The following is a 25,142-nucleotide window of genomic DNA, read 5'->3' as shown; positions in this document are numbered from 1 at the left end:
GAGAAACCCATGTTGCATGTTTCGATGATCGGTTGCGGCGCCATCGGCGTCGGCGTGATGGAGCTGCTGAAAAGCGATCCGGAAGTCGCCTTCGATGTCGTCATCGTTCCGGAAGCGAACATGGCGAACGCCCGCACCGTGGTGTCGTCGCTGGCCCCCAAGGCGCGCGTCGAGACCCGTCTCGGCGACGATCGTCCCGATCTGCTGATCGAATGCGCCGGCCACCAGGCGATCGAAGAGCACATCATCCCGGCGCTGCTGCGCGGCATCCCCTGCATGGTGGTGTCCATCGGCGCGCTGTCGGAGCCCGGCCTGGTCGAGAAGCTGGAAGCCGCAGCACGCGAAGGCAAGACCCAGGTGCAATTGCTGTCGGGCGCCATCGGTGCGATCGATGCCTTGTCGGCGGCGCGTGTCGGCGGTCTGGAGTCTGTGGTCTACACCGGCCGCAAGCCGCCCAACGCGTGGAAAGACACACCGGCCGACGGTCTCTTCGACCTCGCCAACCTGACGGTGGCGACGGTGATCTTCGAAGGCACCGCGCGCGAAGCCGCGCGCCTGTATCCGAAGAACGCCAACGTCGCAGCGACCTTGTCGCTGGCCGGCCTTGGCCTCGATCACACGCAGGTTCGTCTGTACGCAGATCCGGATGTCACCGAGAACGTGCATCACGTCGAAGCCAGGGGCGAGTTCGGCGGTTTCGAACTGACCATGCGCGGCAAGCCGCTCGCGGCCAATCCGAAGACCTCGGCGCTGACCGTATTCAGTGTGGTGCGTGCGCTCGGTAATCGTGCGCATGCGCTGTCCATTTAAGTGATGTGAACAACCAATCATGACCGAACTGAATCTCAACGAAACACTGCCGATCTGCGTCGCCGGCGAATGGCGTCTGGGCGGCGGCGATCGCTACGCCACGCTGTACCCGGCCACCGGCGAAGCGGTTGCTTATCTGAATGCCGCCAGCGTGGCCGATGTCGAAGAAGCCATTGTCGGCGCCGACAAAGCCTTCCGCACCAGCGGTTGGGCGCAGAAGAAACCGCATGAACGCGCCATCGTCCTGTACCGTGTCGCGCAACTGATCCGTGAACGCGGCGAAGCGCTGGCGCAACGTCAGCGTCTCGACAACGGCAAGCCGATTACCGAGACGCGCAATCTGGTCGGCAGCGCTGCCGCGACCTTCCAGTTCTTTGCTGCTGCCTGCGAGACACTGGAAGAAACCATCACGCCAATGCGCGGCGACAACCTGACCATGAGCGTCTACGAAGCCATGGGTGTGGTCGCTGCGATCACGCCATGGAATTCGCCGATCGCCAGCGAAGCGCAAAAGATGGCGCCCGCACTGGCCGCCGGCAACGCCGTGGTGGTCAAGCCTGCCGAAGTCACGCCATTGATGGCGCTGGAACTGGCCAGGATCTGCGAAGAAGCCGGCGTGCCGAAAGGCCTCATCAGCGTCTTGCCTGGCAAGGGCTCGGTGATCGGCGACGCCATCACGCTGCATCCGCTGGTCAAGCGCGTGTCCTTCACCGGCGGCACCACCACCGGCAAGCATATCGCCCACATCGCCGCCGACAAGATGATGCCCGTCTCGCTGGAACTGGGCGGCAAATCGCCGACCATGGTGTTCGACGACGCCGACGTCGACCACGCCGTGGCCGGCGTGCTGTACGGCATTTTCAGCAGCTCGGGCGAGTCCTGTATCGCCGGTTCGCGCCTGTTCGTGGCGCGCAGCATCTACGATAGTTTCATGGAGCGCCTGGCCGCGGGCGCCGCAGCCTTGCGCGTCGGCGATCCGGCCGATGAGCGTACCCAAATGGGCCCGCTGATCACTGCGCGCCATCGCGAAGGCATCGAGTCTTACGTCTCCATCGGCGTCGCCGATGGCGGCCGTATCCGTACCGGTGGTACGCGTCTTGCAGGCGATCAGTTCGCACGCGGTTACTACTACGCGCCGACCATCATCGAAGGCGTCACCAACGACCAGCGCATCTGCCAGGAAGAAATTTTCGGACCGGTGCTGGCGGCGATGCCGTTCGACAACGAAGAGGACCTGATCGCACAAGCCAACGACAGCGTGTATGCGCTGGCGGCCGGCATCTGGACGCGCGACTACAAGAAGGCCTGGCGTTTCGGCCGCGCGGTACAGGCCGGCAACGTGTGGATCAATACCTATAAACAATTTTCGATTTCGACGCCCTTCGGCGGCTGGCGCGATAGCGGCCTCGGACGCGAAAAGGGCCGCCTCGGCATCCTGCAATACATGGAGCAGAAGAGCATGTATTGGGGGCTGAATGAAAACCCGTTGCCGTGGGCAGGCTGAGTTCAAGGAGAAACAAATGGCTGGAATTGACGTATCAGGTATCGACGAAATCACTTACGGCGCGGACGACATGCCCGCTTGCCGCCAGTTCTTCCTCGACTGGGGCATGACGCTGGCGCAGGAGAGCGCCGAGGCGCTGGTGTTCGAATCGCAAAACGGTTGCCGCGTGATCGTGCGCAACAGCGCCGATCCGACGCTGCCGCCGGCCATCGAAGCCGGTCCGACACTGCGTGAAGTGGTGTGGGGCGTATCCGCCGCAGAGGTGCTGCCGAAATTCGCAGAACGCATCAAGGATCTGCCGGGTTATTTCAATGACGGAAAACGTGTCGGCTGCACCGATCCCAACGGTCTTGCGGTGAGCTTCCAGGTCTCGCAAAAGCGCGACGTGCAAGTCGAGTGCGCCACCATGAACACCTGGAACGAAAAGAACCGTATCAACCAGCGCAGCCCGGTCTATGACCATGCCTCGCCGATCGAAGTCGGCCATGTCGTGTTCTTCGTCAAGGACGTCAAGGCCTGCGAAAAATTCTACTGCGAGAACTTCGGCTTTGTTCCCTCGGACCGCTATCCGGAACGCGGCGCCTTCCTGCGTTGCGCCGACGTCGGCGGCCATCACGACATCTTCCTGCTGCAACCGCCGGAAGCACGTTCGGGCCTGAACCACGTGGCCTTCACCGTGCGCGATATTCACGAAGTCTTCGGCGGCGGCATGCACATGTCGCGCAAGGGTTGGGACACGCAACTGGGCCCGGGTCGTCATCCGATCTCGTCGGCCTATTTCTGGTACTTCAAGAATCCCGCCGGCGGCCTGATCGAGTACTACGCCGATGAAGACCAGCTCGATGCCGACTGGGAGCCGCGTGATTTCGAACCGGGTCCGACCGTGTTCGCCGAATGGGCGATCGATGGCGGCATCGACGGCAACACGCGTCGTCAAAAGAATGCGCAAGGGCCGACCGGCAAATTCCTGACCGACCGTCAGCCGACCCACAAGTAATCGGAGCAAGTCATATGTCTTCTTTCAAAATCGGTATTCTTGGCGCGGGCATCGGCGGTCTGACCGCCGCCATCGCCCTGCATCGCGCCGGCCATGACGTGGTCGTGTACGAACAATCGAAGCAATTCCTGCGCGTCGGCGCCGACATCAATCTCACGCCCAATGCGGTGCGCGCACTGGACGGCCTGGGCATCGCGGACGCTGTGCGCCGCACCGCTGCGCGCCCGACCCATCGCATCAGCCGCACCTGGGACAGCGGCGAAGAAACCTCGCGCCTGGAAATGGGCGACACCGCCGAGAAGAAATACGGCGCACCGCAACTGACCATCCACCGCGCCGATTTGCTGGCGGCGCTGGCGGAAGTGTTCCCGGCCGGGCGCGTGCAGTTCGCCAAGCGTGCCGAAGCGATTGTGGAAGACGCGCAAGGCATCACACTGAGCTTCACCGACGGCACCACCGACAAGGTTGACGTGCTGATCGGCGGCGATGGCATTCACTCCGCCGTGCGCAGCGCCATGTTCGGCAAGGAAAGCCCGCGCTTCACCGGCGTGGTCGCCTTCCGCGCCGTGATCCCGGCCGACAGCGTGGCGCAAGTGCCGAACCTGCAGGCCTTCACCAAATGGTGGGGCCCTGATCCGGAAAGCCAGATCGTCACCTTCCCGCTCAACTGCGGCAAGGACATTTTCATCTTCGCCACCACCGCGCAGGAAACCTGGCATCTCGAATCGTGGACCACGCCGGGCAGCGTGCAGGAATTGCGCGACAGCTATGCCGGTTTCCACCCCGACGCCACCGCGCTGCTGGATGCCTGCGACGAAGTGCTGAAGACCGCGCTGTACGAACGCGATCCGCTGCCGCACTGGTCCAAGGGCCATATGACACTGTTGGGCGATGCCAGCCATCCGATGATGCCGTTCATGGCGCAAGGCGCCGGCATGGCGATTGAAGACGCCGTGGTGTTGGCGCGCTGCCTGGAAAAAGTGGCGACCATCGATGGTATCGATGAGGCACTGAAGACTTATCAGGAACTGCGCCTGGAACGCACCAGCAAGATCCAGATCGGTTCGCGCGGCAACAACTGGCTGCGCGAAGGCGGCAATGCGGATTGGGTGTACGGCTACGACGCCTGGTCCATCCCGCTTGAAGCGGAAACGGTCTGAGGGGCCGAGCGATGAGCGACACCGACAACAAGTCCGGGCTGATGCTGCTGACCGTGCTGCTCAAGCACGATCAGTCGAAGAACCTGGAAGACATCCAGGCGCACATGAAGAAGGTCGGCTGGTGGGATCGTTTTCCCGTCGAAGGCACGCGCGTGGTGTCGTGGACCGTGGCCATGGGTCTGGGCCAGATTGTCACGCTGGAATTGCCGCCGGCCTTGCTGCCGCTGGTGAACGTGGAGCTGGAACGCTCCGCCTGGGGCGTGTTCCGCACGGAATGCTACCCGACTTACGATTTTGTACCTGTGCGTGAGCGTATCCGCGAGCGCGTCAAGAATGGAGGCCAATAATGGTTGCAACAGTCACAGAGGTTTATCTCAATCCGCATCAGGCGCGTCGTCGTGCGCCGACCCAGTATGAAGATCTGCTGGGCGATTCCATCGAGCGTGCCTACGGCGCCGGCATCACCGAGCTGGCGGCGCTGGTCGCGCATCTGAATCGTACCGGCCCCGGCTGTCCGTACAACAACGGCGTCTGGACCGAGGAAAATTATCAACAGGAAATCGCGCGTCTGGCTGCCTAAGCCGACAGTCCGCCTACCCTCAGGAGAATAGTCAATGAGAACGACAGCCAATGATCCAGTCGATGCGGTCCTCGCCGTTGGATTGAAAGATTTGTGGTACCCGATTTGCCCGTCCGAATTCGTCGCCGAGCGTCCTGTGTCGCTGCGCCGCCTGGGCAAGAAATTCGTGCTCTGGCGTGAAGCCAACGGCGCCTTGCACGCGCTGGAAGACCACTGTCCGCACCGCGGTGCGCCGCTGTCGATGGGCATCGCCATGGGCGACCGCATTGCCTGCGGCTACCACGGCGTGCAAGTCCGCTTCGACGGCGTCGTCATGAGCGTGCCCGGCAGCCCGGGTTGCAAACTGGAAGGCGCCAAAGCCACCCGTTCGTATCACGTCACCGAAGCCTGCGGCGCGATCTTCCTGTTCAACGCCGGCAGCGACATCGCCGAACCGCCGCCGCTGCGCCTGCCGGAAGAACTGACCAGTCCCGAGTATTCCAACTTCCTGTGCTACACCGAATGGAAGGGCGACTACCGCTACGTGCTGGACAACGTCATGGACCCGATGCACGGCACCTTCCTGCACAAGCAATCGCATTCGATGGCCGAAGGCGACAACACCGCCTCGTTCGGCATCCGTGAAACCGACATCGGTTTCATCTTCGAAAAAGAAGGCCAGCGCGACGTCAACTTCGACTGGACCGAATGGGCCGACACCGATCTGCACTGGATGCGCCTGGCGATCCCGTATCCGAAGACCGGCGGCCCGGGCGGCAGCTTCTACATCGTCGGCAGCTATACGCCGATCGTCGACAACATCGCAGCCGTCTTCCACTGGCGCTGCCGCAAGCTGACCGGCTGGCAAAAAGACACCTGGCGCTTCCTCTATCGCAACCGCCTGGAAGCGCGTCACTGGAACGTGCTGGAGCAAGACCGCGCGGTGCTGGAAGTGATGGAGCCGGACGCCAACCAACGCGAAATGCTGTACCAGCACGACATGGGCATCGTCCGCCTGCGCCGCCACATGCGCAACCTCGCCAAGGAACAACTGGCGAAGGAAGCAGCGGCACAGGAAAACAAGTCGGCCAAGGCAGCGTAGGCGGATGACTGCGCAGACGATCGTCCAGATGCAGACAGTGCGTCACATCAAGACCGACAAGGTGGCCGAGCTGGCCACCGCGACCTGGTCGAATTGCCTGGTGATCGGCAAGGAGATTTCCATGTCGGGCATGACCGCGCATCCGGCCTCGCGCAACAGTGTACTGTCGACCTACGAGCAGACGCTGGTGGTGCTGGGCAAGGTGCGCGATCTGGTGGAGGCTGCCGGCGGTACGCTGGGCAGCATCTACAAGCTGGTGATTTACGTGAAGGACATCGCGGACAAGGATGAAGTCGGTCGTGCGCGCCGCGATTTCTTCACAGCGCCGCAGCCATGTCCCTATCCGTGTTCGACGCTGGTGGAAGTCAGCGGCCTGGTGTTTCCCGAATTGACGGTCGAGATCGATGCATTTGCGCGGCTCGACATCGATTTGCAGCAAGCAGTTTCCTGATTTGGATTTTTTATGAGCAGCTCTCTTCTTTCCGTCCGTGTCCAGGCCATGCGCTTTGAAGCGCAGGGCATCGTCAGCGTCGAGCTGGTGTCGCCCGAAGGTGCGGAACTGCCGGCCTTCGAAGCCGGTTCGCACGTCGACCTGCACCTGGCCAACGGCATCGTGCGCAGCTATTCGTTGTTGAACGCGCCGGCCGAACGTCATCGCTATGTCGTCGGTGTGCTCAACGACCGCAACAGCCGTGGCGGCTCGCGCTACGTTCACGAGCAATTGCGCGTCGGTGCGACGCTGACAATTTCAGCACCTCGCAACAACTTCCCGGTCGACGAGAGCGCCACGCATTCGGTGCTCATCGCCGGCGGCATCGGCATCACGCCGATTTCCTGCATGCTCAATTACCTGCGCGGCAAGGGCAAGTCGGCCGAGCTGCTGTACTGCGCGCGCTCACGTGCGGAAGCAGCGTTCGCCAGCGAGTTGCTGCAACAGACCGGAGTGAGCAGTCACTTCGACGCCGAGAAAGGTGCGCCGCCGGACCTGCGCGCTTTCCTCGCGAGCAAGCCGAAGGATGCACATTTCTACTGCTGCGGTCCGACACCGATGTTGAATGCGTTTGAAGCGATCTGCGCCGAACTCGGTCTGCCCAACGTGCACATTGAACGTTTTGCCGCGGCGGAAAACGTCGAAGCCGTGCAAGGCGATGAATACGTCGCCGAACTGGCGCGCAGCAAGAAGTCGGTCACGGTGCCGGCCGGGAAATCCTTGCTGGATGCACTGCTCGATGCCGGTCTCGATGTCGAACACAGCTGCCGCGAAGGCGTCTGCGGCGCCTGCGAAACCAAGGTGCTCGAAGGCGAACCGGAACATCGCGACGGCGTGCTGAGCAAGGCGGAGAAAGCCTCCAACAAAATGATGATGGTGTGCGTTTCAGGCTGTAAAGGACGCCGCCTGGTGTTAGATCTGTAGTACTTAAGCGCTCCCAAAAATGCCCGCAAGCGCCGGGCATTTTTTTGAGCCCGAACATTTTTGTGGAACGTTGATTCATGGGTGAAACAAAGACCTGATTCAACGCTCCAGGAAGAGCCGCTAACAACGCGCCGCTGGCAAGGCGCGCCGACGCAGACAGTACGCTAGTACGGCAAGGAGAAGCAACGCCGCCAGCGGTGTGTTGTTAGTGGCTCTACAGGATTCACCTCTCATAGGCGCGGGGCAGATGAGAGAAGTGAACGCGGCGTCAGCCGTGCTTAATTGAAGGGGAGTTTTTCATGAAGAAGGTACTCTTTGCCGTCGCCGCCACCGGCTTCGCGGCAAGCGCATTCGCCCAGAGCAACGTGACGATCTACGGTAGTCTGGACGCCGGCGTGGCCTATGTCAGCAACCTCGGGGGCGGATCGGTCGCACGTGTGGATCAGGGCACCATGCAACCGGACCGTATCGGTTTCCGCGGCACGGAAGATCTGGGCGGCAATCTCAAAGCCAACTTCCAGCTGGAAACCGGCTTTTATACCGACAGCGGCGCTCAACCGAGCGCCGGCAAACTGTTCAACCGCTACAGCACGGTCGGCCTGTCCGGCGACTTCGGCGCGGTGACCATGGGCCACATGCCCGACATCGTGTTCGATTACGTCGGCAAGCTGTCCAACGGCTATCAACTGACCAACTGGTACCTGTTCCACCCGGGTAACCTGGACAGCCTGGCCAATACCTACCAGTTCGACAATGCCGTGCGCTACACCTCGCCGACCTTCGCGGGTCTGCAACTGAGCGGCATGTACGGTTTCGGCGAAGTTGCAGGCGACAACAGCAACGGCCGCAACATCAGCGCGGGCGCGACCTACACCAACGGTCCTTTGCGCGCCGCACTGGCGTATTCGAAGCTGAACAATCGCGCAGCCGGTTACGGCGGCGCGTTCCTGCAAAGCCTCGGCCTCGGCACCGCGGCAACCGTGTTCAACAGCCTGAGCACCACTGCTGCGGGCGTCGGTTACACCATCGGTCCGGTGCGCCTGAACGCCGACTACACCCAGGTCAAGATCTCGTTGCCAACCGGCGTCACGCCGAAGCAAAAGAACTTCGACCTCGGCGCAGCCTGGCGCTATGCGGCGGCTGACACGCTCAACTTCGGTTACGGCCTGTCCAAGCTGGAAAGCGCACGCTGGAACACCTTCAGCCTGAGCCACGTGCATGCGTTCTCCAAGCGCACCGAGTTCTACGTCCAGGCGGCATATCAACGCGCCGGCGGCAGCGCGCGCTTTGCGGTCATGAACGGCACCGGCGCCGGCGGCGCCACCGGCGTGTCGGGCAGCGACACCCAACTGGTGACGACCATAGGCATGCATCACTCGTTCTAAAGGCATGTAGCAATCACCGTTGTAACGCAACCCGGCGCCGACCGACATCCCGGCGCCGGTTTGTTTTTGGGGGACTAAAAAAGATGACTAATTTGAAACTCGGTACGCGTCTTGGCTTGGCATTCGGTCTGGTAGTACTGCTGCTGATCGGCATCACCGGCCTCGGCATCCAGAGCCTTGGCGCGTTGCATGACGGCACGCAACTGATCGTGAAAAACCGCTATCCGCAAGTGGTGGTCGCCAACGACATCGTGCTGCAGATCAGCGACAACGCGATTGCCATGCGCAACATCCTGCTGATCGACGATCACGACACCTTGCTCAAGGAAATCCAGCGCATCGAAGACGGCGAAAAGAGCATCAACGCCAATCTCGTCACACTCCGGCAGATGCTGTCCAGCGACATGGGGCGCAAGTCCTACGGCGAAATCTCCGCCCTGCGCGCGACCTACGAAAAAGGCCAGAAGGAATTTCTCAAGCTGGCGGCCACCGGCGCCACCATGGATGCATCGCAGTTGCTGCTGACGTCCTTGCGCAACGACCAGCAGAACTACATCAATCGCGTCAAAGGCTTCATCAAGGGCGGTTCCATCGTGATGGCCAAGAGCAGCGTCGAAGCCAGCGATCTGTATCGCAACAAGACCGTCATCATGCTGAGCATGGCCGCCATCGCGGTGTTGCTGGCCTGCGGCTTTGCGTACTGGATCACGCGCTCGATCACGCGCCCGGTCAATCACGCAGTGCAGGTGGCGCAGAGCGTCGCCGCCGGCGACCTCAGCAGCCATGTCGAAGTGAGATCGCAGGATGAAATCGGCCAGCTGCTGATGGCGCTGCGAGACATGAACGGCAGCCTCACCAACATCGTCTCGGAAGTACGCACTGGCGCCGACACCATCGCCACCGCCTCGGGTGAGATCGCCACCGGCAACCTCGACCTGTCCAGCCGCACCGAGCAGCAGGCCGGTTCGCTGGAAGAGACCGCCGCCACCATGGAACAACTGACCTCTACGGTCAAACAGAACGCCGACAATGCGCGCCAGGCCAACCAGCTGGCGGCGACCGCCTCCGACGTCGCTGCACACAGCGGCTCGGTGGTGGCGCAGGTGGTCACGACCATGGGTTCCATCAGCGAATCCTCGCGCAAGATCGTCGACATCATCAGCGTGATTGACGGCATCGCATTCCAGACCAATATCCTCGCGCTCAACGCCGCAGTGGAAGCGGCACGCGCCGGCGAGCAGGGCCGCGGCTTTGCGGTTGTCGCCAGCGAAGTGCGCAGCCTGGCGCAACGCTCGGCCGGCGCGGCGAAAGAGATCAAGGCGCTCATCGACGACTCGGTCGAGAAGGTCGACATCGGCAGCAAGCTGGTCGCACAGGCCGGCAGCACCATGGACGACGTCGTTGCCAGCGTCAAACGCGTGAGCGACATCGTGGGCGAAATCAGCTTCGCCAGCCAGGAGCAGAGTTCAGGCATCGAGCAGGTCAACCAGGCCATCACGCACATGGACGAAGTGACGCAGCAGAATGCCGCGCTGGTCGAGCAGGCCGCTGCCGCCGCGCAATCGCTGCAGGATCAGTCGGCCAACCTGGCGCAGGTGGTGGGGGTGTTCCGCCTCAACTCTCAGGATGCGCCGCGACTGGCAAAACCAGCAGGGCCGGTCGCGACAGTCGCACCGCGCATTGGCGCACCGGCCGTACGCAAGATCGCATCGCCACGTTCGCCGGCGCCGGCGCCGGGCAGAGCGGCGGTGCTGCCGGCAGCATCCGGCGACGGCGATTGGGAAACGTTCTAAGGCTTAGGCAAAGCGATTCCGGGGGCGCGCCAACCCCAGGTGCTGGCGCAGCGTGTCGCCTTCATACTCGCGGCGGAACAGGCCGCGTTCCTGCAAGATCGGCACCACCTGTTCAACAAAATCGCTCAGCGATTCGGGCAGGTAAGCCGGCATCAGGTTGAAGCCGTCACAGGCGCCGCTGTCGAACCATTCGGCGAAGTTGTCGGCGATCTGTTCGGCGGTGCCGGCCACCACGCGGTGCGAGCGGCTGCCGCCGAAGCGTTTGCCGAGCTGGCGCAAGGTCAGGTTGTCGCGCTTCGACATTTCCTGCACCAGCTTGTAGCGGCTCTGATTGCCGCGGATGTCTTTCAGATCCGGCAAAGGTTCATCCAGCGAATACACCGACAGGTCGTGGTTCATGCTGTCGGACAGCAGCGCCAGTCCTCCGAGCGGATGCACCAGGTCTTCCAGATGGCGCAGCTTCTCTTCGGCCTCGGCTTGCGTGGCGCCGATGATGGGCATCACGCCGGGCAAGATCTTGATGCTGTCGGGCGCGCGACCGTATTTGAGGACGCGTGCGTGGATGTCGTTGCGGAATTCGCGCGCCGCTGCGATCTGCGGTTGCGATGAAAATATCACCTCGGCCGTCTGCGCTGCGAAATCGCGTCCTGTATCCGATGAACCGGCCTGGATCAACACCGGATGGCCTTGCGGCGGACGCGTCACATTGAGCGGGCCACGCACGCCGAACCAGTCGCCCTTGTGATGCAGGTAATGGACCTTCGAAGGGTCGGCGTAGACGCCGTTCTCCTTGTCGAGCACCAGTGCATCGTCTTCCCAGCTATCCCACAACCTGGTGACCACATCGAGGAATTCGTGCGCGCGGCCGTAGCGGGTCTCGTGTTCCAGATGTTCCTGCTTGCTGAAATTGAGTGCTTCGCCGTCGTTGGTCGAGGTGACGATATTCCAGGCGATGCGTCCGCCGGTCAGGTGGTCCAGCGTGGCGAAGGCGCGCGCGAGGAAGAAGGGTTCGTTGTACGTCGTGGAGGCGGTGGCGGCCAGGCCGATCTTTTCCGTGACGGCGCCGAGTGCGCCCAATAGCGAGATCGGCTCGGGCCGCGCTTGCGCGAGGTAGCGCACGGTGGTGTCGAAACGGTTGTCGAAGCGATCCGAAATCGCCAGCCGGTCGGCAAAGAAAATCAGATCGAACTTGCCCGCCTCGGCGATCTGCGCCAGCTTCTTGTAATAAGCGAAGTTCATGGTGTTGGCCGGATCAACGCCGGGAAAGCGCCAGCCGGCGGCGTGGTGGCCGACCGACATGAGGAAGGCGCCGAGGTGCATTTGTTTGGGCGATGACATAAGAGTGTGTCCGATGGGTTACTTGACGGAGACCGACGCGTCCTTGATCTGCACGGCCTTGGGAATCAGCTTGTAGCGGAAGAAGGTATCGGCCACTTCCTGCTGCGCTTCGACGATATTCGGCGGCAGCGGATAGGCCACGCCCCAGGCCTGACGGGTCAGCGCGAGCTGCCAGACTTTCAGCGGCACGCGCGTGTCTTTTTCCAGGAAGCGGGCGGTCTCGTCGGCGTGCTCCCTGGCGTATTGCTCGGTGTCGTTGAGCTTGTCCAGCGTGAGGCGCAGGATGGCCGGATAGGCTGAGGCGAATTTCGCTGGCGCGACGTAGAAGCTGTATTGCGGCGTCAGTCTGGACGCGGTCACCAACGGACGGGCGCCGATGTTTTGCTCGATATCGGCCAGGCGCGGATCGGGCACCACCCACGCGGCGACGTCGCCGCGTTCAAATGCCGAGCGCGCTTCGCTGTATTGCAGGTAGGCGAAGACGACGTCGTCGGGCTTCATGCCGTCTTGCTCCAGGGCCTTGAGCAGCAGGTACTGACCGGCTGATCCTTTTGCGACGGCGATCTTCTTGCCTTGCAGGTCTTTCATGCGGCGCGCGCTCGATTCTTTTGGCACCACCACGGCGTAGTTGTCCTTATAAGCCGCTGCGTAACCAACGTAGCGAATCTCGGGCGCGCCGCCGGCCTGGGCGAATACCGGCGGCGTCGAGCCGACGAAGCCGAGATCGATCTCGCCGGCGTTGAGCGCTTCCACCATCGGCGGGCCGAACGGAAATTCGTACCATTTCACCGTGACGCCATTGGACGCGAGCGCCTTTTCCAACTCGCCGCTGGCTTTGAGGATGACCAGGCTGTTGCCCTTCTGATAGCCGATGCGGAATTCCCTGGGGTAGGAAGTCGCCGGCGCGGCGGCGTGAGCGACGATCGCCGACAGGCTCAGCATGAGCGCCAGCAGCGCACCGAGGGTGCGCGTGAAGAGGAGGATGGGCATGGAGTTCCGGGCAGCGAATAAAAGTATGGTCGCTGACCATAGCACCGGCGTCGCGCAAAACTAAGCGATGTTTCTGCATGAGCTTATGCGGTGGATTTCTATGGTGGGCAGCTGAGATTTCTTGATGAAAGCGAGTTGAATCCGGAGGTTGCTTTGAGAGTTTTCTCATATCGCGGGCCAGCCCGAAAAGCGACAATCTTCTGCTTACTGCGGATGCAGTGAACGTTGCATCGCAGGCCTCACCGTCGGCGCCAGACAGCGGTGAAAAAAATGAAATATTTTCTGAGGAAAATTATGCGGAAAATCAGAATAACGATCAAATCCATCCTGTGGATGATGTTGATTTTCGTGGGGCTATCTTGTGGAGCTGCCCATGCCGCGTCTGGATGCACAGTGATGGGCATGGCGGGGGACTCAACCATCACGATACCCAATATGACGGTCAGCCGGGATACGGCGATTGGACAAGTCATCGGGACGGCGCGATCCACCCCGCCGATTCTGCAAGTCAGCTGCACCAACTACATTCCACCGCTTACCGTCTCCGAAATTGCGGCAAGAGACATCGCGCGTGCCACTTCCACCATGTCCGTATTGGATAGCGCCGGCGTCGCCATTCCCGGACTCGGCGTGAAGATATCCAACACGTACTGCACCGGCGTAGTTGCTCAAAGAAGCACAAGGTGCTCCGGCACCGGCAGCGTTAATGACGATCCGATCGGAGTGCCGGTAAGCTATCCCGCCATCTTTCTGGAGTTCATCAAGACGGCCAACACGCTCAGCGCTGCGACCTTGGGCTCGGGCAACGTCTTCAGGATGAGTATTCCTTCGATGCCAAATACAACGCAGACGTATTCCATCGGCAATAGCGCCACCATCACCGCCAACGTCTGCAGATTCACTATTCCAGTTGCCGTCCCTCTGGGGGCGCTGCCGCGTGCAAGCATCGCGACCGGTACTCCTGGGCCGACGACGAGTTTCAGGCTGGAGATTGACTGTGATGCAGGTACCCAGGCCAAAGTCAGATTCGATGTAACCGGCTCCAGTACGACGGAGGCCTCCAGCGGCCTGATCAATAATGCTGCCCCGACCGATCCGGCAGCCAATGTGCAGGTCCAATTGCTCGACAGTGCGGGCAACGCGGTCGCACTCAATGCCGACAGGAACTACGCTGCGACGTTGACCTATCCGGCGACCCTCACCTACGGCGCGCGTATGCGGCAGAAGCCCGGCAGCGTTGCCGGCGTTGGACAGGTAAGGGCATCGGCGGTCGTCACCTTTACGTTCTTTTGATGCCATCCGGCCACGGCAAGACGGGCTTTCGCATTTATTGAGATAGTCCCGGAAGTTGCATCAGATAGTTGCCTGCATTCAGGGAAGGCCGATGTTTCTCGTGCTTGCACCGGCCCGACTCAGCCCCGGGGTCGTTTCGGGGCATAATGGCAACAATTTCATTCGTATCGCGCCCACGCGCTCCATTCCACAATGGCAACAGACCAACCACGACCAAGCGTGCACGACGAATTGGTGTCCGAACTAGTGTCGAACCGTATCCGCGCGCGCATCAAGGCTGCCGGCGTCCGCTTTCACGCCAATGACAATATCTCCGCCTTCATTGAAGACGGCGAGCTCGACGCCTTGCAGGCGGAGGTGCAGGCCAAGCTGGCCGGCGTGCTGGAGAGCCTGGTGATCGACGTCGACAGCGACCACAATACCCAGGACACCGCCAAGCGCGTGGCCAAGATGTATCTGCAGGAAGTGTTCCGCGGGCGTTATCTGCCGGCGCCGCCGGTGACGGAATTCCCCAATATCGAACGCCTCAACGAGTTGATGATCGTCGGCCCGATCACGGTGCGCAGCGCCTGCTCGCATCACCTGTGCCCGATCATGGGCAAGGTCTGGGTCGGCGTGATGCCGAATGAACATTCCAACCTGATCGGCCTGTCCAAGTACGCCCGCCTGATCGAGTGGATCATGAGCCGTCCGCAGATCCAGGAAGAGGCCGTGTCGCAAGTGGCCGGCCTGCTGATGGAAAAGCTGCAGCCGGACGGTTTGGCGATCGTGATGGAAGCCGATCACTTCTGCATGCACTGGCGCGGCGTCAAGGACACCGAGTCGAAGATGATCAACAGCGTCATGCGCGGCTCGTTCCTGCGCGACGCCAACTTGCGCCGCGAATTCCTCGCGCTCATCCGGAAAGGATAATCACCATGCTGGTTCGTCTGATCTATGCAAGCCGCGCCTGTACTCCGATTGCTCAGGAGCAGGTCGACGCCATCCTGGCGACGGCGCGCCGCCACAATCCGCCCAGCGGCATCACCGGCGTGCTGTGCCACAGCGAAGACGTGTTCGTGCAGGCGCTGGAAGGCGGCCGCGAGCAGGTCAACCAGCTATACGCACGCCTGTTGCAGGACCCGCGCCACAAGGACGTGATCCTGCTGTGCTACGAAGAGGTCGGCGTGCGACGGTATTCGTCGTGGACCATGGGCAAGGTGAGGCTGGACAAGCTCAACCGTTCACTGCTGCTGAAATACTCCAGTACCGGCGTGCTCAATCCTTACGACGTGTCGGGTTGCGCTACCGTGGCGCTGCTGGAAGAGTTGGCGGAAACCGGCGCGTTCGCAGTCCGGGATTAAGCTTCACGCGACCGCTCAGGCGATCGCTGCCGAAGCCCAGATGGTTTCCAGATTGGGCAGGTGCAGTTTGGCCGGATCCACGTGCGAGGCGATCTTGTCGCCGCTGCGCGTGGTGGCCAGGTCGATGATCTCGATCGGCAGCGGCGCCATTGTCAGCGCCGAGAAAAATACTTTCACCTTCGGCGTCAGCAGCGATCCGGGATGCTGGTCGATCACGATGCCGACCTTGCCGGATTGCATCACCACACAGGACCCGGTCGGAAAAATCCCCACGCTCTTGATGAATGCCTCGAGGATGATCTCGTCGAAATGGCCTTGGTTGTTGGCCATGCGCTTGACCGAATGGCCCGGCTCCCAGCCCGGCTTGTAGGGCCGGTTGGAGGTGATGGCGTCGTACACGTCGCACACCGCGCCCATTTTCGCCACCATGGAAATCTGATTGCCCTTGAGGTTGAACGGGTAGCCGCTGCCGTCGACCTTTTCGTGATGGTGCAGCGAGACGTCGAGCGCGGCGTCGCCGATGCCGTCGACGCCGCGCAGGATGGCGTGGCCGGCTTGCGCGTGTTTCTTGATCGAGGTGAATTCGTCGTCGGTGAGCTTGCCGGGCTTGTTGAGGAGTTCGGCTGGCACCGCCATTTTGCCGATATCGTGCAGCAGGCCTGCGATGCCGGCCTGGCGGGTTTCTTCGGCAGACAGGCCGAGCTGGTGACCGAGCGCGATCATCAGCGCACAGACCGCCACCGAATGCATGTAGGTGTAATCGTCGGCCGTCTTCAGGCGCGCCAGGCTGATCAGCGCGCCGGAGTTGCGCGCCACCGAGGCGGTGATTTCCTGCACCACCGGCATCGCCTGGCGAATGTCCAGCGCTTTGCCCATGCGGGTTTCGTTGAACATCGTCATGATGGCTCTTCTGGATCCGGTCAGGACGCGCGCGGCTTGCACGCGCTCCTGTTCGGCGCCGACATGGACGACGATCTTCGCTTGTCTCGGGAGGGTGGCTTCGGGTGTTGTTTCAGCCGCTATTTCAGCAGTAGCGGGCGCGGCCGCTGCAGCTTTGGGCTCGTCTTCCATGACGATGTCGCGACCTTTGGTGGTGTCGATCAGGATCTGTTCGATCTTGGCGGAACGCAGCGTCTTGAGGTCTTCGTATTTTTCCAGTTTGAAGGAACCCCGCCAGAATGGATGATTCATCCACGGGCCTGGAATCTCCTGGACATACATGCCAAGGCGCAACTGATCGGGTGCAATACGCTTCAACACTTTCGGTCCTCCGTGGACGCTTATTGTTGGAACTCATTTCATCAATCGGCATGAAATGCGTTCTTATGTTGCTGCTCTGAAATACGCATGAATCCTGGACTTCCGCGAATTCACGTTCAGCGATTGCATGGCCTTATCGTAGCAGAACCTGCTCGGAATGTGGCTGTTGTATTTGTACTGCGCGAAGGCTTGGAAAAACGAGAATTGCTGGTCGTTGCGGACGATCCGTGCCGTCGTGGCGCGGATCGTCCGCAAGAAGTGATGTGACTTACTTCTGCGCCGGCGGCGCGTACGGATTGGTGGTCAACAGACGCATGAAACTGGCGAGACAGGCGGCGCCCGCAAAGCCGGCGCCGAGTCCCAGTGCGATGCGCGAGCCGTGCAGTTCCGACATGCTGAAGCACAGCGCCACCAGCGCCGCGCCGATGCTCTGGCCGAACAGCCGTGCGGTGGCGACGATGCCGCTGGCGCCGCCGCTGCGATTGGGCGGCGCGCTGGTCATCAGCGCCTTGAGATTGGGAGACTGGAAGAAGCCGAAGCCCATGCCGCAGACGAACATGCGCCAGGAAATTTCAAACACGCTTGGCGCGGCCGGCATCAGCGTCATCAGCATCAGGCCGATGCACAGCAGCGCCAGGCCGAAGCCGCCGAGCATGCCGGCGGGGTAGTGATCCGACATGCGCCCGGCGATCGGCGCCATGATGGCGACCGCAACCGGCCATGGCGTCATCAGCAAACCGATTTCCACTTGCGAGCGGCCGAGGTCGTGATGGAAGAAGAACGGCAGCGACACGAAGGCCAGGCCTTGCGCGGCGAACGAACACACTGCGGTGATGGCCGACAGCGAGAACATCGGCCGGCGGAACAAATCGACCGGCAGCATCGGCGCCGGATGCGAGGCTTCGCGGCGCATCAGCAGGTAGCCGCATACCAGCGCGGCGACGAATTCCAGCACGACCACGCTCGGCGCCGCCTGGTGCGCGCCTTCGCCGATGGCCATGATCAGGAGACCGAAGGCGGCGGCGTTGAGCAGCGCGCTCTTGATGTCGAAATGGTGGGTGGACTTCGGCGTGTACGGCAGCGACGGCACGGCCATCACCAGGCCGATGATGCCAAGCGGGACGTTGACGGCGAACAGCCATGGCCACGGCGCGATCGCCAGGATGCCGGAGGCGACGCTGGGGCCGATGGTGAAGGAGATGGCGACGATCAGCGTGTTGATGCCGACGCCGCGCCCGAGCGAACGGGTCGGGTAGATATAGCGGATCAGCGCGGTGTTGACGCTCATGATGCCGGCGCCGCCCAGGCCTTGCAGGAAGCGCGCGACGGTCAGGGCCGGCAGCGACCAGGCGACAGCGCACAACAACGAGGCGGCCGTGAACAGCGCCAGCCCTCCTATATAGATCCGGCGATAGCCGACGATTTCGCCCAGCGCGGCCAGCGGCAGCAGCGAGACCATCATCGCCAACTGGTAGGCGGTGACGATCCAGACCGAGGCAGCCGGGGTGGTGTTGAGGTCGCGCGCCATGACCGGTAGCGCCGTGTTGGCGATGGCGGTGTCGAGCGTGGCCAGGCCGACGGCGATCAGCAGCGTGATGATGGCAATGGCGCGCTTGTCGGCGGGCAGGCCTTCGCCGGCGATGACTACGGGGTGAACAGGAGCGGCCGCGGCGGCCTTGGACTTCGACGGTTCCATTGTGATGCGCAGTAGTGGCAGAGGAAAGGGGGACGGACGACCGGCGCGCGGGCTGCTGCTGAATCGCGCGAAACGTAGCAGCAGAGCAGCAGCGCGGGCCGGCCGGAGCTGCGGTCATGATATACGGGAACCGCCGGGACTGCTGGCGAGGGCGTTTTGCGGTGGATACGAAAATATTGGCAGGGGAGGCGGTTTCTAGTATTTTCTAGAAGATATAAGATACTTTTCTGTATCCGTCTCGTCGTTGATTACAATGATGACCCACCCTAGCGAGAAAGATTCATGCTCAAGCAAGCTGCCGTACAACAGCCGGTATCTCGTTCGCCTGCGGCCCGGCCAGTGATGTTGCCGGGTTTGTCATTCCGTCAGCTGTTGCTGGCGGCGTTCCTGTTGATCGCCGCACTGCTGAGCGGCACTTCGGTGCATGCCCTGTTCACGCTGGAGCGCATGTCCGTCCACAGCCGCGAGACCGCCGGCCAGGCCGTGCGCCTGACCGAGCAGGCGCAGCGACTGGCCGAGCGCACGGTGGCGATGGAGCGCAGCGCGCGCCAGTACTTGGTGCTGGACGATCCGGCTTTCCGCGATCGTTACGCCGAAGCGTGGCAACAAGCCAAGACCGCGCTGACCGAATTGCAGGAAGCGCTGCCGCAGACGCTGGCCGACACATTCAATTCCTGGAACAGCTACGGCGAAGCGGCCTGGACCGTGTTGCAGGCGGATCAGACGCCTGCAGTCGCAATCGTCCCTGTACCGCTGACGGGTGGCAAGCGCAAGCAGGCGGCGCGCAAGGTCGAGGCGCGCAAGCCGGACCAGCGCGCGCTGTTCCAGGCGTTCGCCCATCTGCCGGCGCTCAATGAACAACTGGCGCTGGAAAGCAAGCGCGAAGTCGAGCGCCGCAACAACGCCTTGTCCAACGATCTGGAGCAACAGCGCCAGATGCTGACGTTTCAGGTGATCGGCGCCATCGTGCTGGCGGTGCTGCTGGCATTCTGGTTTGGACTTTGGCTGTCGCGGCCGCTGGCGCGCATCGAGTTGGCGATCAATCGTCTCGGCGAAAACCGTTTCGACCAGCCGATCATCGTCAAAGGGCCGGCCGACTTGCGCCGCCTTGGCCAGCAACTGGACTGGCTGCGACAACGGCTGGCCGATCTGGAGGCGGAGAAATCTCGCTTTTTGCGCCATGTTTCGCATGAACTGAAGACGCCGCTGGCAGCCCTGTGTGAAGGCGCGGCGCTGCTCGACGATGAGGTGGCCGGCAAGCTGACCGACAGCCAGCGCGAGATTTCGCGCATCCTGCGCCAGAACACGCAAGCGTTGCAGAACCAGATCGAGGATTTGCTGCGCTATAACGAAGTGGCGTTCGACGCTCAGCACATCAACCGCCTGCCGGTGGATTTGCGCGCGCTCTTATATAAGGTGATCGATGACCAGCGCCTGCAATGGACGGCGCGCGATCTCAAGGTCGAAGTCGAGGGCGGCGCCCGCACGGCGGTGCTGGATCCGGACAAGTTCGCCATCGTGCTGGCCAACCTGCTGTCGAATGCGGTGCGCTTCAGTCCGCGCGGCGGCACCATCCGTTTCGTGCTGTCGGGGCATGAAGGCCGCGTGCGCATTGATTGCATCGACCAGGGGCCGGGCGTGGCGGCGACCGACACGGTGCGGATTTTCGATCCCTTCTACCAGGGCCTGAACCAGCCGCAAGGCGCACGTCACGGCAACGGCATCGGCCTGTCCATCGTGCGTGAGTACGTGCTGGCGCACAATGGCGAGGTGCAATTGGTGGCGGGCCCGGGCGGCGCGCATTTCCGCATCGAATTGCCGGATGAAAGCTGAAAACTGACAAATCATGAAATCCAGATTACTTCTCCTGCTGCTTTCCCTGTTACTGGCTGCCTGCGCCACACCCGCGCCGGAAGCGCCGACCAGTACCGTCAAGCTGGTGACGACGGTGGGCGGCATGGAGGACTTGCTCGCGTATCACCAATCCTTGCGTCGCCTGTCGCCGCAGGAGCTGGGGCGCGAACTGCAGGTGCTCAATGCGCGTCATGGCGGCGGCGCCATGCTGGCAATGCAAAAAGCCATGGTGCTGGGCCTGACGCACGACGCCGGCGATCTGACCAAGGCGCAGGCGCAACTGGGCGCGGTGCTCAGTGCGACCGATTCCGATGCGACCGCCTTGAAGCCGCTGGCGCAACTGCTGGTGAGCAACTACGCCGAGATGCGCCGTTTGAATGACAACGTCGACAAGGCCAGCCAGCAGGCGCGCGATAGCCAGCGCCGCCTCGACCAGTTGAGCGAAAAGCTGGAGGCGCTGAAGAACATCGAGCGCACCCTGCCGGGCCAGCCAAAGTAGATCCCCTTATATAGAGCATAGAGAAGCACATCGAGATGAGCACACCGCGCCACCTGCTGCTGGTCGATGACGACGCCGATTTGCTGCAACTGCTGTCGCTGCGCCTGACCGCCAACGGTTATCGCGTCACCGGCGTGGCGAGCGCCGAAGCGGCCCAGGCGCAACTGGCAATGGACTTGCCGGCGCTGGTCATCAGCGATATCCGGCTGCCGGGCAAGGACGGGCTGGCGCTGTTCGACGAGATCCGCGCGCAGTACCCGGCGCTGCCGGTGATCCTGCTGACGGCGCACGGCACCATTCCCGATGCGGTCGAGGCCACCACGCGGGGCGCCTTCGCCTACCTGACCAAACCTTACGATCCCAAGATCCTGCTGGCCAAGATCGAGCAGGCGCTGAGCCTGACCGCGTCGGTTGACGGCAATGCCGATGAAGCCTGGCGCGAAGAATTGATCAGCCGCAGTCCGCGCATGGCGGAAGTATTGTCGGAAGCACGGTTGGTGGCGGTGTCCGACGCCAGCATCCTGATCCGCGGCGAAAGCGGCACCGGCAAGGAATTGCTGGCGCGCGCGATCCATCGGGCCAGTCGCCGCGCCAAGGCGCCGTTCATCGCCGTCAATTGCGCGGCGATTCCGGAGCAATTGCTGGAGTCGGAGCTGTTCGGCCACGTCAAGGGCGCCTTCACCGGCGCAGTCGAGCATCGCAAGGGTTTGTTCCAGGCGGCCGACGGCGGCACGCTGTTCCTCGACGAGATCGGCGACATGCCGTTGCCGCTGCAGGTCAAGCTATTGCGCGTGCTGCAGGAGCGGACGGTGCGTCCGGTCGGCGCCAACGACAGCACGCCGGTGGATGTGCGCATCCTTTCGGCTACCCATCGCAACCTGGACGCGGCGATGGCCGACGGTTCCTTCCGCGAAGATCTCTACTACCGGCTCAACGTCGTCACGCTGGCGCTGCCGCTGCTGGTCGAACGGCGTGAAGATATCGCCTTGCTGGCCAATCATTTCCTGCAGGCAATCGCCGAGCGATATCAGAAGAAACTCAACGGCTTCGCCCCCGACGCCCTGGAAATACTGATGATGGCCTCCTGGCCCGGCAACGTGCGCCAGCTATATAACGTGGTCGAGCAGGTGTGCGCGCTGTCGACCGCACCGCTGATCCCGGCCGCGCTGGTGCAGCGCGCCCTGCGGGTGCCGGCGCTGGAGGTCTTGCGCTATGCGGACGCCAAGCAGCGTTTCGAGCGCGATTACCTGATCCAGCTGCTCAAATTGACCGACGGCAATGTTGCCGACGCGGCCCGATTGGCCGACCGCAATCGGACCGAGTTCTATCGTCTGTTACAGAAGAATGGGCTGGATCCACGGCTTTTCCGCGGAGATGAAGAAGACGTCGCTATCGAGCGACAAGAATAAGTCTTTTTAAATCAAAGGCTTAGGTTTTTTGGGTGGTCTGGCGTCGCTCCCAGGCGACGAAAAACAGTGGTTTTTGAGGGGAGAAACGTCGACTGGCTTGGTCGGTATTTCCCAAGTCATTGAAATCATTGAGTTAATTCATCCTGGCATGGCCTTTGCGAAAGAGAGGGCAGGTAGCGCGAATGCGTTGTCTCTCTTTTTCATACTATAAGGACCTCATCATGCAAAAGACCAAAACCATCTCGACACTGGTTGCCGCCGCCTTCCTGACCGCCGCCGCAGTTCCTGCCGTCTACGCAGCCGATACCTCCACCGGTTCGTCTTCCGCCAGCACTACGCAGAAAGCCGGCGCCTATGTAGACGACTCCGTCATCACCGCCAAGGTCAAGGCGGCCTTCGTGGAAGACAGTCAGGTGTCCGCCCTGAAGATCAAGGTCACCACCAAAAAGGGCATCGTTACTCTTGCCGGCCCAGTGCCTAATGCCGACGTCGGCCAGCATGCATTGCAATTGGCGGCCGCGATCGATGGCGTCAAGGACGTGAAGAGCGAACTGACCGTCAAGAGCAGCTAATTTGCTGCACTGCTAATCACAGGTGATTAAGGCAGAAATGAAGCCCGTCCCGTCAGGGACGGGCTTCATGCTTTTTGTTTTTAAAATTATTTACGGCTGCAAATGCAGGGCTGGCGTGGGTTTGCCGGGAGGGTGGATAAAAAGTTTAAATAATTTTTCAAAAAGGGTTGCACGGAATGGAAAAGCTTTGCTATAGTTCGCCTCCCCGCTGACAGAGCGACGCAGCAAACAGCAAGACGCAGCGCGCCGGAGGTGGGGAAAAGGAAGTAAAAAAGGTTTTTGAAGCGAGAAGTTGGAAGTAAAAATTTTTAGTGAAGCGTTAAAAAAGTAGTTGACGCAAATTAAAAAACACTACATAATCTCGTTTCTCTGCTGCTGACAAACAAAACGATTTGACAGCGACGCAAACGGCACTTCGGTGCGGAGCGAAGCAGGCAAGGTTCTTTAAAAATTAACAGTCGATAAGTGTGGGCGTTTAATGAAGTGCGACAGACCTTCGGGTCTGGAAACTTTAAATATTTTTAAACGCTCACGAAGAAATATAGGTAAGAAATTATCTGTCAGTATTTTGAGTGAGTGACCGATTCGAAAGAATCAGCCAGCAATGGCAAAACAGAGATTGAACTGAAGAGTTTGATCCTGGCTCAGATTGAACGCTGGCGGCATGCCTTACACATGCAAGTCGAACGGCAGCACGGGAGCTTGCTTCTGGTGGCGAGTGGCGAACGGGTGAGTAATATATCGGAACGTGCCCTAGAGTGGGGGATAACTAGTCGAAAGATTAGCTAATACCGCATACGATCTACGGATGAAAGTGGGGGATCGCAAGACCTCATGCTCATGGAGCGGCCGATATCTGATTAGCTAGTTGGTGGGGTAAAAGCTCACCAAGGCGACGATCAGTAGCTGGTCTGAGAGGACGACCAGCCACACTGGAACTGAGACACGGTCCAGACTCCTACGGGAGGCAGCAGTGGGGAATTTTGGACAATGGGCGCAAGCCTGATCCAGCAATGCCGCGTGAGTGAAGAAGGCCTTCGGGTTGTAAAGCTCTTTTGTCAGGGAAGAAACGGTCTTGGTTAATACCTGGGGCTAATGACGGTACCTGAAGAATAAGCACCGGCTAACTACGTGCCAGCAGCCGCGGTAATACGTAGGGTGCAAGCGTTAATCGGAATTACTGGGCGTAAAGCGTGCGCAGGCGGTTATGCAAGACAGATGTGAAATCCCCGGGCTCAACCTGGGAATTGCATTTGTGACTGTATGGCTAGAGTGTGTCAGAGGGGGGTAGAATTCCACGTGTAGCAGTGAAATGCGTAGATATGTGGAGGAATACCGATGGCGAAGGCAGCCCCCTGGGATAACACTGACGCTCATGCACGAAAGCGTGGGGAGCAAACAGGATTAGATACCCTGGTAGTCCACGCCCTAAACGATGTCTACTAGTTGTCGGGTCTTAATTGACTTGGTAACGCAGCTAACGCGTGAAGTAGACCGCCTGGGGAGTACGGTCGCAAGATTAAAACTCAAAGGAATTGACGGGGACCCGCACAAGCGGTGGATGATGTGGATTAATTCGATGCAACGCGAAAAACCTTACCTACCCTTGACATGTACGGAATCCTGAAGAGATTTAGGAGTGCTCGAAAGAGAACCGTAACACAGGTGCTGCATGGCTGTCGTCAGCTCGTGTCGTGAGATGTTGGGTTAAGTCCCGCAACGAGCGCAACCCTTGTCATTAGTTGCTACGAAAGGGCACTCTAATGAGACTGCCGGTGACAAACCGGAGGAAGGTGGGGATGACGTCAAGTCCTCATGGCCCTTATGGGTAGGGCTTCACACGTCATACAATGGTACATACAGAGGGCCGCCAACCCGCGAGGGGGAGCTAATCCCAGAAAGTGTATCGTAGTCCGGATTGGAGTCTGCAACTCGACTCCATGAAGTTGGAATCGCTAGTAATCGCGGATCAGCATGTCGCGGTGAATACGTTCCCGGGTCTTGTACACACCGCCCGTCACACCATGGGAGCGGGTTCTGCCAGAAGTAGTTAGCCTAACCGTAAGGAGGGCGATTACCACGGCAGGGTTCGTGACTGGGGTGAAGTCGTAACAAGGTAGCCGTATCGGAAGGTGCGGCTGGATCACCTCCTTTCTAGAGTGCG

Annotated in this window: 22 protein-coding genes and 1 rRNA gene; 19 read left to right on the top strand and 4 right to left on the bottom strand. The window is 61.0% G+C overall.

Features of this window, described 5'->3' with window-relative positions:
* Positions 1 to 9: 9 nt before the first annotated feature.
* The 11 genes from DXT88_RS20465 to DXT88_RS20415 all read left to right on the top strand — a co-directional run bounded on the left by DXT88_RS20465 (position 10) and on the right by DXT88_RS20415 (position 10,724).
* Entirely contained in the window at positions 10 to 810 is an 801-nt protein-coding gene (locus DXT88_RS20465; RefSeq protein WP_265215804.1) for an aspartate dehydrogenase, read from the top strand.
* Positions 811 to 829: 19 nt separating this feature from the next.
* Complete coding sequence (locus DXT88_RS20460; protein ID WP_407649384.1) at positions 830 to 2,314, top strand: aldehyde dehydrogenase; 1,485 nt, start codon at positions 830 to 832, stop codon at positions 2,312 to 2,314.
* A gap of 16 nt (positions 2,315 to 2,330) precedes the next feature.
* Positions 2,331 to 3,311 (top strand): VOC family protein, encoded by a 981-nt coding sequence (locus DXT88_RS20455; protein WP_265215803.1) that lies wholly within the window; start codon positions 2,331 to 2,333, stop codon positions 3,309 to 3,311.
* 14 nt (positions 3,312 to 3,325) lie between these two features.
* Positions 3,326 to 4,471 carry an FAD-dependent monooxygenase gene (locus DXT88_RS20450; RefSeq protein ID WP_265215802.1) on the top strand — a complete coding sequence of 382 codons (1,146 nt, stop codon included), beginning with the start codon at positions 3,326 to 3,328 and terminating at the stop codon, positions 4,469 to 4,471.
* Positions 4,472 to 4,482: 11 nt separating this feature from the next.
* Positions 4,483 to 4,818 (top strand): hypothetical protein, encoded by a 336-nt coding sequence (locus DXT88_RS20445; protein WP_016833381.1) that lies wholly within the window; start codon positions 4,483 to 4,485, stop codon positions 4,816 to 4,818.
* Positions 4,818 to 5,051 carry a recombinase-like helix-turn-helix domain-containing protein gene (locus DXT88_RS20440; RefSeq protein WP_016833380.1) on the top strand — a complete coding sequence of 78 codons (234 nt, stop codon included), beginning with the start codon at positions 4,818 to 4,820 and terminating at the stop codon, positions 5,049 to 5,051. The genes DXT88_RS20445 and DXT88_RS20440 overlap by 1 nt, the downstream gene beginning before the upstream one ends.
* Before the next feature lie 34 nt (positions 5,052 to 5,085).
* Positions 5,086 to 6,132, top strand: a complete 1,047-nt coding sequence (locus tag DXT88_RS20435) for an aromatic ring-hydroxylating oxygenase subunit alpha (protein WP_029363249.1) — start codon at positions 5,086 to 5,088, stop codon at positions 6,130 to 6,132.
* Between the two features lie 4 nt (positions 6,133 to 6,136).
* Positions 6,137 to 6,583 (top strand): RidA family protein, encoded by a 447-nt coding sequence (locus DXT88_RS20430; protein ID WP_265215801.1) that lies wholly within the window; start codon positions 6,137 to 6,139, stop codon positions 6,581 to 6,583.
* A gap of 12 nt (positions 6,584 to 6,595) precedes the next feature.
* Entirely contained in the window at positions 6,596 to 7,546 is a 951-nt protein-coding gene (locus DXT88_RS20425; protein ID WP_265215800.1) for a PDR/VanB family oxidoreductase, read from the top strand.
* A gap of 299 nt (positions 7,547 to 7,845) precedes the next feature.
* Positions 7,846 to 8,931: a porin gene (locus DXT88_RS20420; RefSeq protein ID WP_265215799.1), complete on the top strand. Its 1,086-nt coding sequence runs from the start codon at positions 7,846 to 7,848 to the stop codon at positions 8,929 to 8,931.
* A gap of 83 nt (positions 8,932 to 9,014) precedes the next feature.
* Positions 9,015 to 10,724 carry a methyl-accepting chemotaxis protein gene (locus tag DXT88_RS20415; protein ID WP_265215798.1) on the top strand — a complete coding sequence of 570 codons (1,710 nt, stop codon included), beginning with the start codon at positions 9,015 to 9,017 and terminating at the stop codon, positions 10,722 to 10,724.
* 3 nt (positions 10,725 to 10,727) lie between these two features.
* Here DXT88_RS20415 and DXT88_RS20410 read toward each other — a convergent pair whose 3' ends face one another.
* Positions 10,728 to 12,062: an LLM class flavin-dependent oxidoreductase gene (locus tag DXT88_RS20410; protein ID WP_265215797.1), complete on the bottom strand. Its 1,335-nt coding sequence runs from the start codon at positions 12,060 to 12,062 to the stop codon at positions 10,728 to 10,730.
* A gap of 18 nt (positions 12,063 to 12,080) precedes the next feature.
* Positions 12,081 to 13,052, bottom strand: coding sequence for an aliphatic sulfonate ABC transporter substrate-binding protein (locus DXT88_RS20405; protein WP_265215796.1), 972 nt, complete (start codon positions 13,050 to 13,052; stop codon positions 12,081 to 12,083).
* Between the two features lie 270 nt (positions 13,053 to 13,322).
* Between DXT88_RS20405 and DXT88_RS20400 the strand changes: the two genes are divergently transcribed.
* From DXT88_RS20400 to DXT88_RS20390, 3 genes are all read left to right on the top strand, one after another.
* Positions 13,323 to 14,345 carry a fimbrial protein gene (locus DXT88_RS20400; RefSeq protein WP_265215795.1) on the top strand — a complete coding sequence of 341 codons (1,023 nt, stop codon included), beginning with the start codon at positions 13,323 to 13,325 and terminating at the stop codon, positions 14,343 to 14,345.
* A 192-nt stretch (positions 14,346 to 14,537) separates the two neighbouring features.
* Positions 14,538 to 15,257, top strand: a complete 720-nt coding sequence (folE, locus tag DXT88_RS20395) for a GTP cyclohydrolase I (protein WP_029363247.1) — start codon at positions 14,538 to 14,540, stop codon at positions 15,255 to 15,257.
* Between the two features lie 5 nt (positions 15,258 to 15,262).
* Positions 15,263 to 15,688, top strand: coding sequence for a BLUF domain-containing protein (locus DXT88_RS20390; RefSeq protein ID WP_265215794.1), 426 nt, complete (start codon positions 15,263 to 15,265; stop codon positions 15,686 to 15,688).
* A 15-nt stretch (positions 15,689 to 15,703) separates the two neighbouring features.
* Here the strand turns inward: DXT88_RS20390 and DXT88_RS20385 are convergent, their stop codons facing one another.
* Both DXT88_RS20385 and DXT88_RS20380 read right to left on the bottom strand, forming a co-directional pair.
* Positions 15,704 to 16,948 (bottom strand): HD-GYP domain-containing protein, encoded by a 1,245-nt coding sequence (locus DXT88_RS20385; RefSeq protein WP_265215793.1) that lies wholly within the window; start codon positions 16,946 to 16,948, stop codon positions 15,704 to 15,706.
* A gap of 268 nt (positions 16,949 to 17,216) precedes the next feature.
* Positions 17,217 to 18,644: an MFS transporter gene (locus DXT88_RS20380; protein WP_265215792.1), complete on the bottom strand. Its 1,428-nt coding sequence runs from the start codon at positions 18,642 to 18,644 to the stop codon at positions 17,217 to 17,219.
* Positions 18,645 to 18,986: 342 nt separating this feature from the next.
* On the opposite strand from DXT88_RS20380, the gene DXT88_RS20375 reads away from it, so the two are divergent.
* From DXT88_RS20375 to DXT88_RS20355, 5 genes are all read left to right on the top strand, one after another.
* A complete protein-coding gene (locus DXT88_RS20375; protein ID WP_016833365.1) occupies positions 18,987 to 20,477 on the top strand; it encodes a sensor histidine kinase in 1,491 nt (496 codons plus the stop codon).
* Positions 20,478 to 20,490: 13 nt separating this feature from the next.
* A complete protein-coding gene (locus tag DXT88_RS20370; RefSeq protein WP_265215791.1) occupies positions 20,491 to 20,997 on the top strand; it encodes a hypothetical protein in 507 nt (168 codons plus the stop codon).
* A gap of 35 nt (positions 20,998 to 21,032) precedes the next feature.
* Positions 21,033 to 22,406 carry a sigma 54-interacting transcriptional regulator gene (locus tag DXT88_RS20365; protein ID WP_265215790.1) on the top strand — a complete coding sequence of 458 codons (1,374 nt, stop codon included), beginning with the start codon at positions 21,033 to 21,035 and terminating at the stop codon, positions 22,404 to 22,406.
* Between the two features lie 221 nt (positions 22,407 to 22,627).
* The gene (locus DXT88_RS20360; RefSeq protein ID WP_265215789.1) at positions 22,628 to 22,978 is read left to right on the top strand and encodes a BON domain-containing protein; all 351 of its coding nucleotides are present in this window, start codon (positions 22,628 to 22,630) and stop codon (positions 22,976 to 22,978) included.
* Positions 22,979 to 23,599: 621 nt separating this feature from the next.
* Positions 23,600 to 25,132, top strand: a 16S ribosomal RNA gene (locus DXT88_RS20355).
* The last annotated feature ends 10 nt before the right edge of the window (positions 25,133 to 25,142 follow it).

Origin of the sequence: Herbaspirillum lusitanum (assembly GCF_026127345.1) — a bacterium.
Classification (GTDB): Bacteria; Pseudomonadota; Gammaproteobacteria; order Burkholderiales; family Burkholderiaceae_D; genus Herbaspirillum; species Herbaspirillum lusitanum.
Note: the sequence above shows the minus strand (reverse complement) of the source record. Positions and strands in the feature narration are given on the sequence as shown.

What these genes read in the sequence shown, in the direction of transcription:
- DXT88_RS20465 (WP_265215804.1), top strand. Translation starts at nt 10, where the DNA reads ATGTTGCATGTTTCGATGATCGGTTGCGGCGCCATCGGCGTCGGCGTG.
- DXT88_RS20460 (WP_407649384.1), top strand. Translation starts at nt 830, where the DNA reads ATGACCGAACTGAATCTCAACGAAACACTGCCGATCTGCGTCGCCGGC.
- DXT88_RS20455 (WP_265215803.1), top strand. Translation starts at nt 2,331, where the DNA reads ATGGCTGGAATTGACGTATCAGGTATCGACGAAATCACTTACGGCGCG.
- DXT88_RS20450 (WP_265215802.1), top strand. Translation starts at nt 3,326, where the DNA reads ATGTCTTCTTTCAAAATCGGTATTCTTGGCGCGGGCATCGGCGGTCTG.
- DXT88_RS20445 (WP_016833381.1), top strand. Translation starts at nt 4,483, where the DNA reads ATGAGCGACACCGACAACAAGTCCGGGCTGATGCTGCTGACCGTGCTG.
- DXT88_RS20440 (WP_016833380.1), top strand. Translation starts at nt 4,818, where the DNA reads ATGGTTGCAACAGTCACAGAGGTTTATCTCAATCCGCATCAGGCGCGT.
- DXT88_RS20435 (WP_029363249.1), top strand. Translation starts at nt 5,086, where the DNA reads ATGAGAACGACAGCCAATGATCCAGTCGATGCGGTCCTCGCCGTTGGA.
- DXT88_RS20430 (WP_265215801.1), top strand. Translation starts at nt 6,137, where the DNA reads ATGACTGCGCAGACGATCGTCCAGATGCAGACAGTGCGTCACATCAAG.
- DXT88_RS20425 (WP_265215800.1), top strand. Translation starts at nt 6,596, where the DNA reads ATGAGCAGCTCTCTTCTTTCCGTCCGTGTCCAGGCCATGCGCTTTGAA.
- DXT88_RS20420 (WP_265215799.1), top strand. Translation starts at nt 7,846, where the DNA reads ATGAAGAAGGTACTCTTTGCCGTCGCCGCCACCGGCTTCGCGGCAAGC.
- DXT88_RS20415 (WP_265215798.1), top strand. Translation starts at nt 9,015, where the DNA reads ATGACTAATTTGAAACTCGGTACGCGTCTTGGCTTGGCATTCGGTCTG.
- DXT88_RS20410 (WP_265215797.1), bottom strand. Translation starts at nt 12,062, where the DNA reads ATGTCATCGCCCAAACAAATGCACCTCGGCGCCTTCCTCATGTCGGTC.
- DXT88_RS20405 (WP_265215796.1), bottom strand. Translation starts at nt 13,052, where the DNA reads ATGCCCATCCTCCTCTTCACGCGCACCCTCGGTGCGCTGCTGGCGCTC.
- DXT88_RS20400 (WP_265215795.1), top strand. Translation starts at nt 13,323, where the DNA reads ATGAAATATTTTCTGAGGAAAATTATGCGGAAAATCAGAATAACGATC.
- folE (WP_029363247.1), top strand. Translation starts at nt 14,538, where the DNA reads ATGGCAACAGACCAACCACGACCAAGCGTGCACGACGAATTGGTGTCC.
- DXT88_RS20390 (WP_265215794.1), top strand. Translation starts at nt 15,263, where the DNA reads ATGCTGGTTCGTCTGATCTATGCAAGCCGCGCCTGTACTCCGATTGCT.
- DXT88_RS20380 (WP_265215792.1), bottom strand. Translation starts at nt 18,644, where the DNA reads ATGGAACCGTCGAAGTCCAAGGCCGCCGCGGCCGCTCCTGTTCACCCC.
- DXT88_RS20375 (WP_016833365.1), top strand. Translation starts at nt 18,987, where the DNA reads ATGTTGCCGGGTTTGTCATTCCGTCAGCTGTTGCTGGCGGCGTTCCTG.
- DXT88_RS20370 (WP_265215791.1), top strand. Translation starts at nt 20,491, where the DNA reads ATGAAATCCAGATTACTTCTCCTGCTGCTTTCCCTGTTACTGGCTGCC.
- DXT88_RS20365 (WP_265215790.1), top strand. Translation starts at nt 21,033, where the DNA reads ATGAGCACACCGCGCCACCTGCTGCTGGTCGATGACGACGCCGATTTG.
- DXT88_RS20360 (WP_265215789.1), top strand. Translation starts at nt 22,628, where the DNA reads ATGCAAAAGACCAAAACCATCTCGACACTGGTTGCCGCCGCCTTCCTG.